Source organism: Xanthomonas translucens pv. undulosa, assembly GCF_017301775.1.
GTDB lineage: Bacteria > Pseudomonadota > Gammaproteobacteria > Xanthomonadales > Xanthomonadaceae > Xanthomonas_A > Xanthomonas_A translucens.
The window spans coordinates 1,861,722-1,879,907 of sequence record NZ_CP063993.1 but is presented as its reverse complement, the minus strand read 5'-3'; the positions used below and the strand labels follow the sequence as shown (position 1 = coordinate 1,879,907).

The window sequence follows — 18,186 nt, the reverse complement described above, 5'->3', positions numbered from 1 at the left end:
CAAGTCCCGAGTCCCGGCTCGCCTTGCGGCAAAGCCCGTCGGCGCGCTTCAGCACCAGCCGCGCACAGATACCGCTTTCCGAGTCCCGAGTCCCGAGTCCCGAGTCCCGGCACATCATGCCAGCCGCTCCGCCGCCGCCACGCGCCGCTCCCGATACGCACGCAGCCGCTCGGAGGCGCGCTCCATGTACAGATAGATCACCGGTGTGGTGTACAGGGTGACCAGCTGCGACAGCAGCAGGCCGCCGACGATGGCGATGCCGAGCGGGCGCCGCAGTTCCGAGCCGATACCGTCGCCCAGCGCCAGCGGCAGCGCGCCGAGCATCGCCGCGGCGGTGGTCATCATGATCGGGCGGAAGCGCAACAGGCAGGCGCGGCGGATCGCGTCGTGCGCGTTGGCGCCCTCGCGGCGCGCGTCGATCGCGAAGTCGATCATCATGATCGCGTTCTTCTTGACGATGCCGATCAGCAGCACGATGCCGACGATGCCGTCCACCGACAGGCTCAGCCCGCACAGCATCAGCGCCAGCAGCGCGCCGACGCCGGCCGGCGGCAGCGTGGAGATGATCGTCAGCGGATGGATGTAGCTCTCGTAGAGCACGCCGAGCACGATGTAGATCAGCACCACCGAGGCCAGCAGCAGCCACACGATATCGGCCTGGCTGCCGGTGAATTCGGCTGCCTTGCCGATGAACTCGGCATGCAGCTGCGGCGGCAGCTGCAATTGCTCCCTGGTCTCCTCGATCGCGGCCACCGCCTGCGACAGCGAGTAGCCCGGCGCCAGGTTGAACGACACCGTCACCGCCGGCAGCTGTTGCTGGTGGCTGACCACCAGCGGCGTGGTGGTGACCTTTGCCGCAGCCAGCGCGGCCAGCGGCACGGTGCCGCCGCTGCCGACGGCGATGCCGGTGTTCTGGTTGCCGATGCCCGTGGCGGTGGACGAATTGCTGGAGGTGGTCTGGCCGAAGCTGGTGGCGTTGCTGGCGGTCAGCGCGCCGCTGCCGTTGCTGGTCACCGCCAGCTGGTGCAGCAGCGCGGTGCTGTTGCGGAACTGCGGCGCCACTTCCAGCACCACGCGGTATTGGTTGAGCTGGGTGAAGATGGTGGAGATCTGGCGCTGGCCGAAGGCGTCGTACAGGGTGTCGTCGATGGTCTGCATCGGCACGCCGAGCGCGCTGGCCTTGTCGCGGTCCACGGTCAGTTCCAGCGCGCGGCCCTGGTTGGCCAGGTTGTTGTCCACGTCGGCCAGTTCCGGGCGCTTGCGCAGCGCTTCGGTCAGACGCGCGCCCTGCGTCGCCAGCTCGGCGCTGTCCACGTCCGACAGCGAGTACTGGTATTCGGTCGCGGCCACGCGCGTGTCCAGGGTCACGTCCTGCACCGGCTTCAGGTACAGCGCCACGCCCGGCAGCCCGGCCACCGCCTTCTGCAGCCGCGGCAGCACCTCGTCCAGGCCGTCGCGGTCGGCGCGGGCCTTCAGCACGATGCTGAGCTGGCCCTGGTTGAGGGTGGGATTCATCGAGCCGGCGCCGATGAAGGCGGCCACCCCGGTCACCGCCGGGTCCTTGCGCAGCGCCGCGGCTACCGCTTCGGTGCGCTGCTGCATCTGCGGGAACGCCACGTTCTGGTCGGCCTGGACCACCCCGGTGATCAGCCCGGTGTCCTGTTCGGGCAGCAGGCCCTTCGGGATCACCACGTACAGCACCACGGTCAGCACCATCGTCGCCAGCGCGATCGCCAGGGTCAGCGGCTGGTGCCCGAGCACCCAGTCCAGGGTGCGCTCGTACAGCGCCACGGTGCGCGTCCACACGGTGGTCTTGCCGGCGGCGGCCGCGCGCTCGTGCGCGTCCTCGCCTTCGGGCAGCGCGTCGGGCTTGAGCAGGTAGGCGCACATCATCGGCGTCAGCGTCAGCGACACCAGCATCGAGATCACCACCGCGATCGACAGCACCCAGGCGAACTCATGGAACAGGCGGCCGGTGACGCCGGGCATCAGGATCAGCGGCAGGAACACCGCCACCAGCGACACGGTCAGCGACAGCACGGTGAAGCCGATCTGCTTGGCGCCGATCTCCGCCGCCTCGCGCCCACTCTTGCCCTGCTCGATGTAGCGCACGATGTTCTCGATCATCACGATCGCGTCGTCGACCACGAAACCGGTGGCCACCACCAGCGCCATCAGCGACAGGTTGTCCAGCGACATGCCGGCGAAGGCCATCACCGCGAAGGTGCCGGCCAGCGACAGCGGCACCGCCACCGACGGGATGATCGTGGCCCACAGCCGGCGCAGGAACACGAAGATCACCGCCACCACCAGGAAGATGGTCAGGATCAGGGTGAACTTGACCTCGTGCACCGAGGCGCGGATGGTCTCGGTGCGGTCGGAGAACACATCCAGGTGCACGCCTCTCGGCAGCACGCCCTGCAGTTGCGGCAGGATCGCGCGGATCTGCTCCACCGTCTGCACGATGTTGGCGCCGGGCTGGCGGCGGATCTCCAGCAGCACCGCCGGCTTGCCGTCGGCCCAGGCGGCAAGCTGATCATTCTCCACCCCGTCCACCACCTGCGCCACGTCCGACAGCCGCACCGGCGCGCCGTTCCTGTAGCTGATGACGGTATCGCGGTAGTCGGCGGCGCTGGACAGCTGGTCGTTGGTGCCGATGCTGTAGGACTGGGTCTTGCCGTTGAGCGAGCCCTTCGGCGCGTTGACGTTGGTTTCGGTCAGTGCGCTGCGCAGCGCCTCCATGGTCAGGCCCATGTTCGACAGCTGCGCCGGGTTGACCTGGATGCGCACGGCCGGGCGCACGTTGCCGGCGATCGACACCAGGCCCACCCCGGGCACCTGCGACAGGCGCTGCGCCAGGATCGAGTCGGCGTAGTTGTTCACGTCGCGCAACGGCAGCGTGTCGGAGCTGAGCTTGAGGGTCAGGATCGCCGCGTCGGCCGGGTTCACCCGGTTGTAGACCGGCTGGTAGGGCAGCGACGAGGGCAGGGTGGACTGGCGGATCGCCCCCTGCACGTCTTGCGCGGCGATGTCGATGTCGCGGTCCATCGCGAACTGCAGGATGATCGTGGACAGGCCCGCCGAGGAATCGGAGGTCATCATCTGCAGGCCGGAGATCTGCCCCAGCTGCCGCTCCAGCGGCGTGGTTACCAGCGAGGCCATGGTGCTGGCGTTGGCGCCGGGGTACTGGGTGGTCACCACCAGGCTGGGGGCGTCGATCTCCGGCAGCGCCGACACCGGCAGCTGCCGGTAGCCGAGGATGCCGAGCAGCAGCACGCCTGCCATCAGCAAGGTGGTGGCGATCGGGCGGCGGATGAAGATCGTCGAAAAGCCCACAGGGGTGTCCTTGCTCGAAAGTCGGGATGGAGCGGATCTATCTGCCGCGGCGCCAATGGCGTGCGCGGCGGCGGCGGGCGTGCCGCGTTCGGCCCTTGGCCTTGCGCGCTCGCGCGGCCGGACGCAAGGCGCCGGGCCGCGCGGCGGACCTCAGCGCGGTCCGCCGTCGCGACGGCCGCCGCCATCCTTGCGCTTCTGCTTGCTTTCTGCCGCCTTCAATTCGGCTTCGGTCGGCTGCGGCGGAGCTTCGCCCGGCTTCAGTGGAGTGACCTTGCTGCCCGGCTTGAGCCGGAACTGGCCCTCGGTGACCACCCGCTCGCCGGCCTCCAGGCCCTGCTCCAGCTGCACCTGGCTGTCGCCCACTTCCACGCCCTGCCTGACCGTCTGCATCTTGACCGTGTTGTCGCCCTGCACCGCGTACACGTAGTCGCCGTCGGGGCCGCGCTGCACCGCCTGGGTCGGCACCACCACGCCGCTGGCCAGCGTGCGCAGGGTCAGCCGCACGTTGACGAACTGGCCCGGCCACAGCGCGTTGCCGGGGTTGGGGAACTCGGCGCGGACCTTGAAGGTGCCGGTGTCGCTGCTGATCTGGTTGTCGATCACGTCGACCCGGCCGTCGCCGGCGATCACGTGCGCGTCGGTGCGGTCCAGCGCCGCCACCGTCAGCGGTCCGGCCGCCTGTGCCTCGCGCAGGCCCTGCAGCTCGCGCTCGGCCAGGTTGAAGACCACGTAGATCGGATGGATCTGGGTGATGGTGACGATGCTGCTGCTGGTGCTGACGATGTTGCCCACGTCCACGCCGCGTAGGCCGGTGATACCGTCGATCGGGGCCAGGATGCGGGTGTACTGCAACTGCACCTGCGCCGCGCGCATCGCTGCGTCGTTGGCGGCGACCGCCGCCTCGTACTGCGCTACCTGGTTGCGCTGCGTGTCCAGGTCGGTCCTGGCCACGTACTGGCGGTAGGCCGGCGCATCGGAGCGCTGGAAGGTGGAGCGGGCAGTGGCCAGCAATGCCTGGTTCTGGCGCTTGCTCGCTGCCGCCTCGTCGTAGCTGGCCTGCAGCGAGCGCGGGTCGATCTGCGCCAGCAGCTCGCCCTTCTTCACTTCCTGGCCTTCGCGGAAGTTCAGGCTCATCAGCTGCCCGCTCACCTGCGGATTGACCGTGACCGTGGCCAGCGCGGTCACCGTGCCGGTGGAGGTGGCGTAGATCGGCACCGTCTGGCTGCCGGCGGCGACCACCGTCACCGGGATCGGCGTGCTGTCGTCGCCATCGCCGCCCGCCGCCGCGCCGCCGCGGCCATGGCCGTGTCCGCTGCGCAGGAAATGCGCGCCCACCAGCACCACGACCATCGCTGCAACGATCAGCAGCGCAATCTTCCAGAAACGCGACATCCGGGGGAACTCCTGTGGCGAGGCGGGGTAGGGGACCCTCCCGCAGTGGCTGGTGCGACAAGCGGTGAAGCATATCGCCGGCACGTTGCGATTGGACCATGACTTAAGAGAGGGGGACGTGCACGTGCGGCTATTGGCGCTGATAGCGGCAACGCACCGGCGGCGGATCGGTTGACACGGATTGCTAAGGGTTTTTTCGCCGCGCCGCGGAGCCGGCCTGTAGTGAATGCAATACATTGATTGAACGCCACACAACACCGGATTGGAGATTTCCACGCCGCGCCCGCCCCGTCTGCCGTCTGCGCTGCTGCTCGCCGTCCACGCGCTGGCCTGCGCCGAGTCCGCTGAACGTCCGGACGTGGCGGCTGCGGCGGCCAGGCTGCAGCTCAAGGTGGTCCAATGGCGGCGCGACTTCCACCAGCACCCGGAACTGTCCAACCGCGAGCAGCGCACCGCGGCCGAGGTCGCCGAGCGGCTGCGCGCGCTGGGCCTGAAGCCGCAGACCGGGATCGCCCACCACGGCGTGGTGGCGATCATCAAGGGCGCGCTGCCGGGGCCGAAGATCGCCCTGCGCGCGGAAACGGACGCGCTGCCGGTGACCGAGCAGACCAGCCTGGGGTTCGCCTCCAAGGCCACCGGCGAGTACCGCGGCGAAACCGTCGGGTTATGCACGCCTGCGGCCACGATGCCCACACCGGAGCGTGCAGGCGGGCAAGATCGCGGTGCGCGGCGGCCCGCTGATGGCCGCCTCGGACCGCTTCAGCATCAAGGTGATCGGCCGCCAGACCCACGGCTCGGCGCCGCGGAACGGGATCGACCCGATCGTGGCCAGCGCCGACCTGATCGGCGCGGCGCAGACCGTGGTCAGCCGCCGCGCCAATAGTTCCAGGCAGCCGGCGGTGCTCAGCTTCGGCGCGATCAAGGGCGGCATCCGCTACAACATCATTCCCGACGAGGTGGAGATGGTCGGCACCATCCGCACCTTCGACGACGCCATGCGCCAACAGATCTTCGCCGACCTGAAGACCGTCGCCGAGCACACCGCCGCCGCGCACGGCGCCAAGGCCGAGGCGCACGTGCCCGACCAGGACGGCAACCCGGCCACCATCAACGCCCCGGCGCTGACCGCGAAGATGCTGCCCAGCGTGCAGGCGGTGGTCGGCGCCGGCAACGTCTACGAGCCGCCGCTGCAGATGGGTGCGGAAGATTTCTCGTTCTACGCGCAGCAGGTGCCGTCGATGTTCGCGCCACCGGCCCCGGCATCGATCCGGCGACCGCGCCGAGCAACCACTCGCCGCAGTTCCTGCTCGACGAATCGGCGCTGGACGTGGGCCTGCGCGCGCTGCTGCAGGTGTCGCTGGATTATCTGGCGATGAAGCTGTGATTGGGGATTGGGATTGGGGAGTCGTAAAAGCGGGAAGGGTGGTGGGGAGAGCGTGCAAACCCTGGCGATTTCTTGATTCGGGTGGGCTGGCCGAGCCGGAGTTCGCACCGCGTCGCTTTTGCCAATCCCGAATCCCAATCCCGGCCCCATACACCTGCCAGCCACACCGCGCCCGCTACACTGGCCGGCATGAACACCCCCCAGGATTCCAGTCTCGGCCGCGAAGTCGCGTATCCCTCGCAGTACGATCCCGCGCTGCTGTTCCCGATTCCCCGCGCCGGCGGCCGTGCCGAGATCGGCCTGGAGACCACGCCGCTGCCGTTCTTCGGCCTCGACCGCTGGCATGCCTACGAACTGGGCTGGCTGGACGCACAGGGCAAACCCTGCGTGGCGACCGCCACCCTGCAGGTGCCGTGCACCTCGCCGCAGCTGATCGAATCCAAGTCGCTCAAGCTCTACCTCAACTCGCTCAACGCGATGCGCTTCAACAGCGCCGAAGCGGTGCGCGCCTGCATCGTCAGCGACCTGTCGGCGCGCGCCGGTGCCGACGTCACCATGGAGTTTGGCCTGCCGCCGGTGGACCCGCTCGGCGAAGGCGACTCGCTGGATGTGCTGGACATCGCCATCGACTGCTACGGCCCGCCACGTCCGCAGTTCCTGTTCGCCGCGGCCGACGACATCGTCGAGGAAACGCTGAGCAGCGCATTGCTCAAATCCAATTGCCCGGTCACCGGCCAGCCGGACTGGGCCACGCTGTGCGTGCGCTATCGCGGCGGCCGCATCGACCGCGAAGGCCTGCTGCGCTACCTGATCAGCTTCCGCGAGCACGCCGGCTTCCACGAACAATGCCTGGAGCAGATCTTCCACGACCTGCTGATCCGCTGCCGCCCGCAGTCGCTGCAGGTCGAGGCGCGCTACACACGACGCGGCGGGCTGGACATCAATCCCTGGCGCGCCACGCCCGACATGGCCGAACCGATCGCCTTCCACCGCGACCCGCGCCAGTAGGCGCAGGCTGAATGGGGCCGGCGCCGTTCACGGCTGCGCGATCCGCTTTTAACAAATTCTATGCAACCGTGGCCGCATCCCATCCACGCACGGAGCCACATGCGATGAACAGCGACAAGCGCGCCGATTTTTCGGCAGTCACCGCCAAGGTGGACACCACCGCGGACATCACGCCGAAGGCGGATTTCTCCGCCGTGCAGGCCCACGTGGACACAACCGCCGAACAGGTGCAGCAGGTCTACGTGGTCAAATCGGGCGATTCGTTGTCCAAGATCGCCAAGTTGCACTACGGCGAAGGCAACGCCTGGACCCGCATCTTCGAAGCCAACCGCGACGTGCTCGACGACCCGGACAAGATCTACCCAGGGCAGACGCTGAAGCTGCCTGCCCGCGCCTGACCCGCGCCGCACCGCACAACCTGCGCGATCCATCATTCCATCCAAGGAGCACCACCTCATGAAGATCCATTCGAAGACATTGACCTCTCCGCTGCTGCTGGCCCTGGTCGGTGCGCTCGCCCTGGCCGGTTGCAAGAAGCAGGAGCAGAGCCAGACCGCCACGCCGGATCCCACCTCCTCCGCCCCGACCGAGGCGATGCCGGGTCCGGCAGAGACGGCGCCGGCCGCGGCCACTGCCGGCACGGTGACGGTCGCCTCGGTGACCGTGGGCAACAGTGCGGGCGCCGACAAGACGGTGGCGCCGCTGAGCACGCTGAGCAGCAAGGACACCATCATCGTCTCGGTGAAAACCGAGGGTTCCTCCACCACCACCAATGTCGGCGCCAAGCTGCTGTTCCAGGACGGCCAGACCGCCGGCGAGCAGAGCGCGACGCTGACCACGGCCGGTGCGGAAACCACCAATATCTCCTTCACCAACGCCAAGGGCTGGCCGGCGGGCAAGTACAAGGCCGAGGTCACCGTGAACGGTCAGCCGGCCGGGACCGTGCAGGAATTCGAAGTCAAGTGATGCGCATCGCGTCCCGCTAAGCACACCGCAGTCACGGATCGCGCCAGCCGACTCTCTCCCGGCCGGCGCGGCACGCTGGGCGCAGTCGCGAGACTGCGCCATTTTTTGTGGGCAAAGGCGATAGAACGACATATCGTCGCCAGGCCAGTTTCCGATCCACGCGGCCGTGAGCGCGCGACGATGTCGAGTGGCGCCGGGACGACATGGCATGGGTGTTTCAATCCACGCGCCCGTGAGGACGCGACACCACCCTCGAAGTTGCCGGTGACGTAGTACGGGTTTCAATCCACGCGCCCGTGAGGACGCGACTGGGTATGGGAGAAGACGGCCGCTACCGGGCATATGTTTCAATCCACGCGCCCGTGAGGACGCGACGGCCACACCGGCCACCCGCCAGCGAGACTGAGCCATGTTTCAATCCACGCGCCCGTGAGGACGCGACGGGTCTCTAACTTGCGGGAAGCAACGCAGGCTGAGTTTCAATCCACGCGCCCGTGAGGACGCGACCAGCGGCATGCGCATGCTTGCTAGCAGCGCCTCCGTGTTTCAATCCACGCGCCCGTGAGGACGCGACTCGAAAGCATAGACGGCCGCACTACGGTAAACGCCCAGTTTCAATCCACGCGCCCGTGAGGACGCGACGGTGGCAGTAGGCGCTACTCCTTGGGTCCTCGTGGTTTCAATCCACGCGCCCGTGAGGACGCGACAGGCGCGAAACGGTCGGCACCAGCGGCGCGAAGCCGTTTCAATCCACGCGCCCGTGAGGACGCGACGACGCTGGGGATTTGGTGACATGCTCGTTTTCAATGTTTCAATCCACGCGCCCGTGAGGACGCGACACCTTTGTTTCGCGCATCCTGCGCTTAATCTGAGTTTCAATCCACGCGCCCGTGAGGACGCGACGCCCATGGCCGCTACGAAGATAGCGACGGAGGTCAAGTTTCAATCCACGCGCCCGTGAGGACGCGACCCACCTGCGAGCGCATGTCGCGGTGGGCGCGCGTGTTTCAATCCACGCGCCCGTGAGGACGCGACGCGCTCGGCGCCGGCGCGTCGCACACGCTGCAGGTTTCAATCCACGCGCCCGTGAGGACGCGACGCTGCATGCAGCCAACCTGACGGACCGCCATTGTTGTTTCAATCCACGCGCCCGTGAGGACGCGACCTCGATCGGCGCTACGTCCAGCATCGCGAGCCAGTTTCAATCCACGCGCCCGTGAGGACGCGACCTGCGATGCGCGCGCTGCGTCGCTGCTGGTGACCGGTTTCAATCCACGCGCCCGTGAGGACGCGACCGGCTGCGCCCGCCGTCGCGATGGATTACGGCCTGTTTCAATCCACGCGCCCGTGAGGACGCGACAAGTGCTCGCACCGCTGACACTGGATTGGGTGCTGGTTTCAATCCACGCGCCCGTGAGGACGCGACTGATGTCTACGTCGCGTTCACGCAGCACGACCGAGTTTCAATCCACGCGCCCGTGAGGACGCGACCTTTACGCCGACGCGCCCGAACAGGTCAACATCGTGTTTCAATCCACGCGCCCGTGAGGACGCGACAGGCCCGGAGTTTGAATGCTCCAACCGAATGCAAGTTTCAATCCACGCGCCCGTGAGGACGCGACCGGCATGGGCGCGCGCTCGGGTCACGTCGTTGGCGTTTCAATCCACGCGCCCGTGAGGACGCGACTCGGACACGATCAAGCAATTCTCGATCACGTACCTGTTTCAATCCACGCGCCCGTGAGGACGCGACGGATATTGGCGAAATCGGAGAGGACTGACTGCATGTTTCAATCCACGCGCCCGTGAGGACGCGACCCACGGCGATGGACCGTGTTGTCGGCGCGTTCACGTTTCAATCCACGCGCCCGTGAGGACGCGACGATGTAGCTGCCTACCGGTGCGCTAACCAGATTCTGGTTTCAATCCACGCGCCCGTGAGGACGCGACCAGATCGCGAGGTTGCGGTTGTCTCGCGTCAAATTGTTTCAATCCACGCGCCCGTGAGGACGCGACGCCTGCAAAAACACTGGCCCCATCCGGAAAGCTGGTTTCAATCCACGCGCCCGTGAGGACGCGACGGATTCGAACCTGCGACATTCAGATTCGTAGTCTGTTTCAATCCACGCGCCCGTGAGGACGCGACCTGCGCAGGAGGTGCCAGGGTGAGCAGGTACACGAGTTTCAATCCACGCGCCCGTGAGGACGCGACCCGTGTTATCGAGGACCGTTGCGCTCGCCATGGTGTTTCAATCCACGCGCCCGTGAGGACGCGACCCATAGCCGACACGTCAATCCCACACCGGTGTGAGTTTCAATCCACGCGCCCGTGAGGACGCGACCCTCAACGACTACAGGCTGGCGGTCAGTAGCCACTGTTTCAATCCACGCGCCCGTGAGGACGCGACCGTGCTGAGAGTATGCACGGGTTACACATGTAACGGTTTCAATCCACGCGCCCGTGAGGACGCGACTTGCGATGCTGGCCCTGAGTGGTTGCGCATCTGGTTTCAATCCACGCGCCCGTGAGGACGCGACGTAAAATTGTGCGTCGAACATCGCGGTCCCGACCAGTTTCAATCCACGCGCCCGTGAGGACGCGACCCAGGTCGTCGCGGAGCATCGCTTCAGCGTCCATCGTTTCAATCCACGCGCCCGTGAGGACGCGACGCGGCGGCTTGCGCTTCCCACTACGGATGCGCTTGTAGTTTCAATCCACGCGCCCGTGAGGACGCGACGCCGACGCATTTCCTCAGCCTCCTCTTCCGTACCAAGGTTTCAATCCACGCGCCCGTGAGGACGCGACATACTCCACAAGCCTCTAAGAAGGTGTACATATTGTTTCAATCCACGCGCCCGTGAGGACGCGACGACAACTCAGCGTTCCAAATACGCAACACCAAATCCCGTTTCAATCCACGCGCCCGTGAGGACGCGACCTGGCTTGATCCCTGCGGCAAGCATCGCCGCCAAGTTTCAATCCACGCGCCCGTGAGGACGCGACGGATACTCCACAAGCTTCTAAGAAGGTGTACATGCGGTTTCAATCCACGCGCCCGTGAGGACGCGACCTGCGCAGGAGGCGTCAGGATGAGCAGGCACACGGTTTCAATCCACGCGCCCGTGAGGACGCGACTGGGCAGGCGCCGATTTTTGGGAAGCTGCAGGCGTTTCAATCCACGCGCCCGTGAGGACGCGACTCTAACTAATTAGGAGTTGAAAATGTCCAATATCGTTTCAATCCACGCGCCCGTGAGGACGCGACAGCAGGACCGCCGACACATCGGCGTTAACTAGCAGTTTCAATCCACGCGCCCGTGAGGACGCGACCAAAACATCCAATCGGTGTCCGCGGCGGTGGGCCAGTTTCAATCCACGCGCCCGTGAGGACGCGACTGTACAAGCGCACAAGGAGGCGCAGCGGCAAAGGAGTTTCAATCCACGCGCCCGTGAGGACGCGACGCACGGCAGCAGCACGCGGCCACACATGCCGCTGGTTTCAATCCACGCGCCCGTGAGGACGCGACACTCTAAAAAGCGTCTCGCGCTCGCGCGGTCTTGGTTTCAATCCACGCGCCCGTGAGGACGCGACGCAACAGCAATGGAGACACCAATTGAGCCTCCGAAGTTTCAATCCACGCGCCCGTGAGGACGCGACAACTGGAGCGGATTGTGTCCGTCAGCCAGGGCTGGTTTCAATCCACGCGCCCGTGAGGACGCGACGGCGGCGTTGGGGTACAGGTAGGGAAATTTAATTCGGTTTCAATCCACGCGCCCGTGAGGACGCGACAAGGTTTGGGACGGGCAGTTGGCGGAATACTTGATGTTTCAATCCACGCGCCCGTGAGGACGCGACCAGGTAAAAAGCTGTGGATCGAATGCCAATCGGGTTTCAATCCACGCGCCCGTGAGGACGCGACGGGCTTCCGAACAACGCATCCACCCGCGCGCGCTCGTTTCAATCCACGCGCCCGTGAGGACGCGACTGTCCTAGCCCGGGCACACTCCACCACGGTACGCCTCGTTTCAATCCACGCGCCCGTGAGGACGCGACCGCACCTGCCCGAACTGCGGCGGTCGGGACCACGAGTTTCAATCCACGCGCCCGTGAGGACGCGACCAGCGAGTACAGCGCACGGCTGTGGGCGGACAGAGTTTCAATCCACGCGCCCGTGAGGACGCGACCACCCGGCGGGCCTGGAAGACCACGGCGATATCGGGTTTCAATCCACGCGCCCGTGAGGACGCGACCTCGACATCGCCAAGGCTCAGCTAGAAGAGCTGCGGTTTCAATCCACGCGCCCGTGAGGACGCGACCACCCTGCTGGCCGCTTCGGGCGATCTGCAGGCGTTTCAATCCACGCGCCCGTGAGGACGCGACGATGAGGCAAAGGCCAATGTGCGCAGCCGGACCGGTTTCAATCCACGCGCCCGTGAGGACGCGACCGCCCTGAGCATAAGTGCTGATGGGTGTTGGAAAAAAGTCCGCACTTTTGCGGAACCCTTCGGAGACGCAATCGAATTGGGCCGCCGCGGACCTGTAGTGAGCGGAAGAGGTTAGTGTTTTTCTTGTAAATCAATGACTTGGTTTGTTGCGCGAACCTGCCCGGCTTTCCCCGGTCGCTTGCGGTTCGCGTCAGAAGATCAGTGGGCCTTTGAGGTCCAGGCTGGGCTTGGCGCCGACGTGCTCCACGCGGGCTTCCCATTTCGCGCCGAGCTGATAGAAGCGCAGGCTGTCGACGCCTGGATCGATCAGGTCGCATAAGCGCTGCCGCAATGCGGCCCATTGTGCAGGGTCCACCTCGATTTCGAAGACCGAGAATTGCACGCGTTGGCCGAGATCACGGCAGGCTTTGGCGACTTTGCGCAGTCGCTTTTCGCCGCCGGGGGAACTCGTGCTGACATCGTAGCTGACCAGAACCATCATGGCGCGGCGGCCTTTTCATTTCCAGAAGAAGGGGGGATAGCCATCCAGGTCGCCGCGCAGGTGTCGGGCCAGCAGCTGGGCCTGGACGAAGGGCAGCAAGCCGATATCCACCTTCTCGCCGAGGAAGGCGTGCTGGAGTTGTTCGCGCTTGCGTTCCTGGTAGGCCACCAGAACGGTCTTGCGGGCATCGTCCTTCAGCAGGACGGCTCCGCTGTCGAAGGTCTGGAAGTCGCGTTCGTTCAACTGGCGACGATTGATCAGCGACAACGCCAGGCGCTCGCCGAGCAACGGCCTGAACTCTTCGGCCAGGTCGAGGGCCAGGCTGGGCCGCCCAGGGCGGTCCCTGTGCAGGAAGCCGACTGCCGGGTCCAGGCCAACGGTTTCCAGGGCGGAACGGCAATCGTGGGTGAGCAGGGTATAGAGGAAGGAGAGCAGGGCATTGAACGCGTCGCGCGGCGGACGGCGGTTGCGGCCGCCGAAGCGCAGCACCGGTGCGTCGGCACGGACGAGTTGGCCGAACACGCCGAAATAGGATTGCGCGGCCTCGCCTTCCAGACCGCGCAACACATCCACGCTGTTCTGGCCGAGGATGCGTTGCGGGATGCGTTTGAGACGCTTGAGCGCGTGCTGAAAGGCGGCAATGTCGGTGAGTCGGTCACCGTGGTCGCGCCAGCCGCGGGCGAGGACAGCGCGCTGGTTATGGATCTTTCCCACCAGGAGATTACGGACGATGGCCGCGCAGCGCGCAGGGTCGTCGCTGCGCCGGTATTGTTCGCGGCGCAATAGCACGTTGCCTGAAACTGGGCCTTCGACGCGCGCCAGGAAGCGTCCCTGTGGTGTCAGGTAGCAGATGCTGATGCCTTGTTCGGAGCAAAAGCCCAGCAGCTGCGGCGATACCGCGACCCGGCCGATACAGACCAGGCTTTCCAGCATGTGCACGGGGAGCCGGGCGCGTTCCTGCCGTTCGACCTCCATCACGACGTTAGCCCCGTCTTTGCGCAGCCAGGCGCCGTCTGTGGTGGCGTAGAGCGTGTTGAGTTGGCGGCGCACCTTCACTCCTCCTCGGTGTCGAGCTGCTTGCGCAGCCAATCTTCGACGCTGCCGCGGCCGAGCAGTCGTGGCTGGCACAGGTCGATCAGGGAACAGGCATCGCAGCGTCGCGCTTCGTAGTGCGCGCTCGGCGTAGTGCCGGAAGACAGCATTGCGCGGGTTTCGGTGATGGTGCGCAGGGTCAGCTCGCGCAGGGCTGGGTCGAAGGCGACATCCTTGCGCCGCCGCGTCTGGCCGTAGAACAAGGCGCCGGCGGCGACGGGATGGCCCAGCATGTGCTCAAGGCACAAGGCCTGCGCGCACAGTTGTACGTCGTCGGCCCGGTGCGACTTCGGCCGGCCGCGCTTGTATTCCACCGGAAAGGCGAATTCGCCGACGCCCTCGCGATGGAATTCGACCACATCTGCCTTGCCGGTGATGCCAAGTTGCAGCGCCAGCAGCGGCATCGCCGTGACCGTGCGCACGCCGCGCCTGCGCTCGGTCTGCGGCGTATCGGCGCGTTGGTGCAACAGCTGGCCCTCGGCAGTCTGCCGGTTCTCAGCCCATTGCCGTTCCACATGGATCAGCGCGCACTGGCGCGGGCAATAAAGGTAATGCTGTAGGGCAGAGAGCGGGATCAGGTCTTCGTCGTCCATGGTTCCCGCTCTCCCCGGCGGTCAGATCAGTTCAGTGACGGTGACGCCGGCCGGCAGGTCGCGATCGATCAGGACCCGATAATCGGAGAAGCCGCGTGCCGGCCCGTTGTCGGCACTCTCGACACGTTCGACCTTGACCTTGTCGAACAGCACATGCGCCGGAGCATTGCCCATTGGGTGTTCGTGTTCGAACACGATCAGCTTGCGCGCGGCCATCTCTCCGCGCGCGGCAGAGCGGTCGTGTTCGAACAGGTTGGTCAGCGCGCGCCATAGCAGTTGCAGGTCGTCTTCGGAGAAACCGGTGCGCTCGGCTAGCTTGGCCGAGACGAAGCCATGGGCGCGATACAGTCCGTAGGGAAGGATGTGCTTGCGGCCCATGGTGCGCTCCTTCTCCAGGTCCCTTTCGTTCGTCACCGCCACGCGGGTGATGGACACCTCCAGTGGCAGGACCGGCTCCACCGAACTGGCAAAGGCTAGCTGCACCGGGCCGCGGACCTGGCCGGTATTGACCTCGGTGGTCATCACCGCGCCGAAGGCGCGCACGTCGAAGAAGTTGGCGCACATCCACAAGGTGAGTTCCTTGGCCTTGGCCTGATCCTTGGGGAGCCTCTTGTACTTTTCCTTTTCGTCCGGCGGAATGTTCAACGCCTTCCAGGCCAGCTCGTGCTGGCTGTTCAGCACCGACTTCTCCTGCATGTAGATGGTATAGCCCGGCGTGTTCTCCTTTTCCAGCGCGACGTAGTTGCGGATCTTGCGCTTGAGCGCCACGTCGGTGACCAGGCCGCGGTTGGTCTCCGGGTCCAGGCGTGGCAGGTTGCCGGCATCCGGGTCGCCGTTGGGGTTGCCGTTGGTCACGTCGAACAGGTAGACGAACTCGTAGCGGTGGGCGATGGCGCTCATGCGTGATCTCCTTCGGTAGCGGTGTCGGGGGCGTCCTGGCCGTCGTTGCGGACGAAGCGCGCCTGGGTCTGGTGGTAGTAGCCGATCGCGAAACGGCCTTGCTCTTCGATGGGCAGCGTGCGGGGGAAGCTGGTGGGAAGTGCGTCGATGATCTGGCCGATTTCCTTTTCCAGGTTCACCGCCAGGCCGGCCTTGTCCTTGCGCAGCTTGCCGAAGTGGTTTTGCGCGCTGCGCAGCAGGACCGGGAAGATGCTGGCTGGTGTCGCCGAGGCGGCGCCGTAGTAGCGGTCGCGAATGGTGGCGTTGACCTGGCCGCCGAGCGCTGCGCGTTGCAGGTTTTCCAGCGACGAGAACAGTCGTCCCAGCAGGTAGCCGGGATCGGTATTGGCGGTATCGAGACTCACGGGGGGTTCTCCCTTGGTGGATGACAGTCCTTGTTGCGTATCCAAACGTGCTTCGCGCGCCAGTACGGCCCGGCACAAGGCCACACGCAGCGGGTTGACCTGCCCATCGGCGCGGAAGCGCATGACGATGGCGCCTAGCAGGCTGCGCGGATAGCGCGTGCCGGTCAGGATCGCCCGCGTCAGCTCACCGGCCAGCAGCGGCGAGACGTCCTCGGCCTTGGGCTTGCCGTGCTCTCCGTAGACCGGCGCGGTCTGCAGGGCGAGGAACTGTGGCGTTGGCGGGCGCTTCCAGGCGGGTGGTTGCAGGGCGAGGTCGTGATAGTGGTCGGCCAGGCGGCGCGCGAAGCCGGCCAGCGTCTGCGTTTCCCAAAAGCGGATCGACAAGCGCGAGGCGTTCGGAGCAAGGCCCAGCACGAAGACGCGGGCTTCGTCGTCCAGCGTGGCGTCCACTTCTCGCAGCGGTCGCGCTTGTCGCACCTGCTCCAATGCGAGCTGCAGGCGCTGGGTGGCCTGGCCGTCGGCGATTCCAGGGTCGCCTGCTTCGCCGCCACGTAGGAAATCGGCGATCAGGTCCTCGGCACCATCGGCCTGCGCGGTCGTCTTCGCCTGCGCCCAGAACACCACCGTGGTGTCGCCGATCTGCACACGTTGGCGATTGCGTGGGTCGCGGCGTAACAGGTGGTTGAGCGCGGTGGTGTAAGCGAAGGCGGCCTGCTCGGAAACCGGGGCGTTCTCGCCCTGGCTCTTGCCGTAGGAGGTGAAGGCGTCGAGATTGAACGAGACGATCGATGCGCCGGAACTCTGCGCGCCGTTCACTCCCTTGATCGCTGGGTGCAGTCGTGCCAGCGGCGCGCGTTCGCCGCTGACCAGGCAAATGCCGAATGCACCGTTGGCGCCTTGGCCTTGTTGCCGCTCCCAGGCAGCGCGCGCGGCAGCACGATGATGCAGATAACCGGTGTCGCCATCCAGGCGAAACACCACGTTGGTATCCAACAGTGCCTCGCCATGTCGTGCAAAGTGAGGGTGTTCCGGAAACTGTGTGGGGGACCACGTGTCGAGGAAAGCGAGTAGTGCCAGCAAGCCAGGATCGTTGCTGTCGGCCAGCGCCTGTTGGTGCAGAGCTTTGAACGCTGCGTGCTCCTGCTCGCTACGCTTGCTGCTGGCGCTCGCCCCGAGCGCGTAGCTGGTCTTGTCCCACAGGAAGAACGGATTGGTTCCGATTCCGGGGCGCTTGAATGACGCCGGCACGGAAACTGACTTCGGAATCCGCTTCTTGCCGTCGTAGTCGTGTTCGTCCTCCACTGCCACGACGCTACCGTCGGTGGTCAGCACGATCGCGTAGCCGATCTTCTCCTGGCTATAGCCGGGCGCGGCGATGCCCGATGCCGGATCGTCCAGTAGCCGTTGGTAGTAGTCGGCGAGCGCGGACAGGATCATGCGCGCACCCCGCCGTCTTCCGGCGCTGGTACTTCGACGCGCCCATCGACCATGCGTGCGCGGAAGAAGCGCGGGGTCATGCCGTCGGTGAAGTCGATGTCGTGCAGCATCCAGCCCAGATCGCGTTCGCCGGCCAGCGCGGGGTCGGTGGCCGGCACGGCAGCGTCGTCTTCGATCAGTGCGAAACTGGCGGGGAACTCGCGCGTACCCAGGCACGGCGTCTGGAAGCACTGCCCGCGCCGCGCGCGGCGGTTGAAGATGTCCAGGTGCTTGCCGACGTTGTCGTCGGCGCCGGCCTTGTCGGTCAGCTCGAAGTGTGCGGCGATCACGTAGCCCACATCGCGCAGCAAGGTGGCGGCGCGTTGCTGGCGGTCTTCCTCGACGTAGCTGACCAGCGTATCGGTGCGCCCGGCCTTGATCCCCTTGGTCACGCTGGCTGCCGACAGTTTGCTGCCGACCTCATTCCGGCGGATCGACTCGAAGCGGATCGGCTTGAGTACCTGGATGCCGTCTACCACCCAGCGGATCGCCGGCTTCCAGTGGATGGCTTCCAGGATGCCGCGCGCTGCCGACGGCGTGATGATGTCGTACGAGACCCGCTCTACCTTCATCTCCGGGCGCGTGAACAGCGCCCGCTCGCCCCAGATGTGGAGCCTGATGCCGTAACTCATCCTTGTTCCCCCTATGGTGGCCTTACCAAGTTGAATCTGCCTCATTTCTATCTCAATTTTCGAGATTTGATTGCAA

11 protein-coding genes, 1 pseudogene and 1 CRISPR repeat array are annotated in these 18,186 nt (G+C 65.9%); of the genes and pseudogenes, 4 read left to right on the top strand and 8 right to left on the bottom strand.

Annotated features, from left to right (window positions below):
• Positions 1 to 114: 114 nt before the first annotated feature.
• Both ISN38_RS07935 and ISN38_RS07930 read right to left on the bottom strand, forming a co-directional pair.
• Positions 115 to 3,336 (bottom strand): efflux RND transporter permease subunit, encoded by a 3,222-nt coding sequence (locus tag ISN38_RS07935; protein WP_003465403.1) that lies wholly within the window; start codon positions 3,334 to 3,336, stop codon positions 115 to 117.
• A 150-nt stretch (positions 3,337 to 3,486) separates the two neighbouring features.
• A complete protein-coding gene (locus ISN38_RS07930; protein ID WP_206712149.1) occupies positions 3,487 to 4,728 on the bottom strand; it encodes an efflux RND transporter periplasmic adaptor subunit in 1,242 nt (413 codons plus the stop codon).
• A 262-nt stretch (positions 4,729 to 4,990) separates the two neighbouring features.
• Here ISN38_RS07930 and ISN38_RS07925 point away from each other — a divergent pair.
• The 4 genes and pseudogenes from ISN38_RS07925 (at position 4,991) to ISN38_RS07910 (ending at position 8,086) form a co-directional block, all read left to right on the top strand.
• Positions 4,991 to 6,112: pseudogene (locus ISN38_RS07925) on the top strand (M20/M25/M40 family metallo-hydrolase).
• A 189-nt stretch (positions 6,113 to 6,301) separates the two neighbouring features.
• A complete protein-coding gene (gene queF, locus ISN38_RS07920) occupies positions 6,302 to 7,120 on the top strand; it encodes an NADPH-dependent 7-cyano-7-deazaguanine reductase QueF (protein WP_206712148.1) in 819 nt (272 codons plus the stop codon).
• Positions 7,121 to 7,224: 104 nt separating this feature from the next.
• Positions 7,225 to 7,518, top strand: coding sequence for a LysM peptidoglycan-binding domain-containing protein (locus tag ISN38_RS07915; RefSeq protein ID WP_003465406.1), 294 nt, complete (start codon positions 7,225 to 7,227; stop codon positions 7,516 to 7,518).
• Between the two features lie 58 nt (positions 7,519 to 7,576).
• Positions 7,577 to 8,086 (top strand): hypothetical protein, encoded by a 510-nt coding sequence (locus ISN38_RS07910; protein ID WP_003465407.1) that lies wholly within the window; start codon positions 7,577 to 7,579, stop codon positions 8,084 to 8,086.
• 148 nt (positions 8,087 to 8,234) lie between these two features.
• Positions 8,235 to 12,532: a CRISPR direct-repeat array (repeat unit 31 nt; unit sequence GTTTCAATCCACGCGCCCGTGAGGACGCGAC).
• 190 nt (positions 12,533 to 12,722) lie between these two features.
• On the opposite strand, the gene cas2 is transcribed toward ISN38_RS07910, so the two are convergent.
• From cas2 to cas5c, 6 genes are read right to left on the bottom strand one after another with little or no spacing between them, the layout of a single operon-like run.
• Positions 12,723 to 13,013 carry a CRISPR-associated endonuclease Cas2 gene (gene cas2, locus ISN38_RS07905; protein WP_003465411.1) on the bottom strand — a complete coding sequence of 97 codons (291 nt, stop codon included), beginning with the start codon at positions 13,011 to 13,013 and terminating at the stop codon, positions 12,723 to 12,725.
• Positions 13,014 to 13,028: 15 nt separating this feature from the next.
• Entirely contained in the window at positions 13,029 to 14,063 is a 1,035-nt protein-coding gene (gene cas1c, locus ISN38_RS07900) for a type I-C CRISPR-associated endonuclease Cas1c (protein WP_003465413.1), read from the bottom strand.
• Positions 14,064 to 14,065: 2 nt separating this feature from the next.
• Positions 14,066 to 14,698 (bottom strand): CRISPR-associated protein Cas4, encoded by a 633-nt coding sequence (gene cas4 / locus ISN38_RS07895; RefSeq protein ID WP_206712147.1) that lies wholly within the window; start codon positions 14,696 to 14,698, stop codon positions 14,066 to 14,068.
• 21 nt (positions 14,699 to 14,719) lie between these two features.
• Positions 14,720 to 15,598 carry a type I-C CRISPR-associated protein Cas7/Csd2 gene (cas7c, locus tag ISN38_RS07890; RefSeq protein WP_039006212.1) on the bottom strand — a complete coding sequence of 293 codons (879 nt, stop codon included), beginning with the start codon at positions 15,596 to 15,598 and terminating at the stop codon, positions 14,720 to 14,722.
• Positions 15,595 to 17,439 carry a type I-C CRISPR-associated protein Cas8c/Csd1 gene (cas8c, locus tag ISN38_RS07885; protein WP_206712146.1) on the bottom strand — a complete coding sequence of 615 codons (1,845 nt, stop codon included), beginning with the start codon at positions 17,437 to 17,439 and terminating at the stop codon, positions 15,595 to 15,597. Before cas8c ends, cas7c begins: the two co-directional genes overlap by 4 nt.
• Entirely contained in the window at positions 17,436 to 18,110 is a 675-nt protein-coding gene (gene cas5c / locus ISN38_RS07880; RefSeq protein ID WP_003465423.1) for a type I-C CRISPR-associated protein Cas5c, read from the bottom strand. The genes cas8c and cas5c overlap by 4 nt, the downstream gene beginning before the upstream one ends.
• Between the last annotated feature and the right edge of the window lie 76 nt (positions 18,111 to 18,186).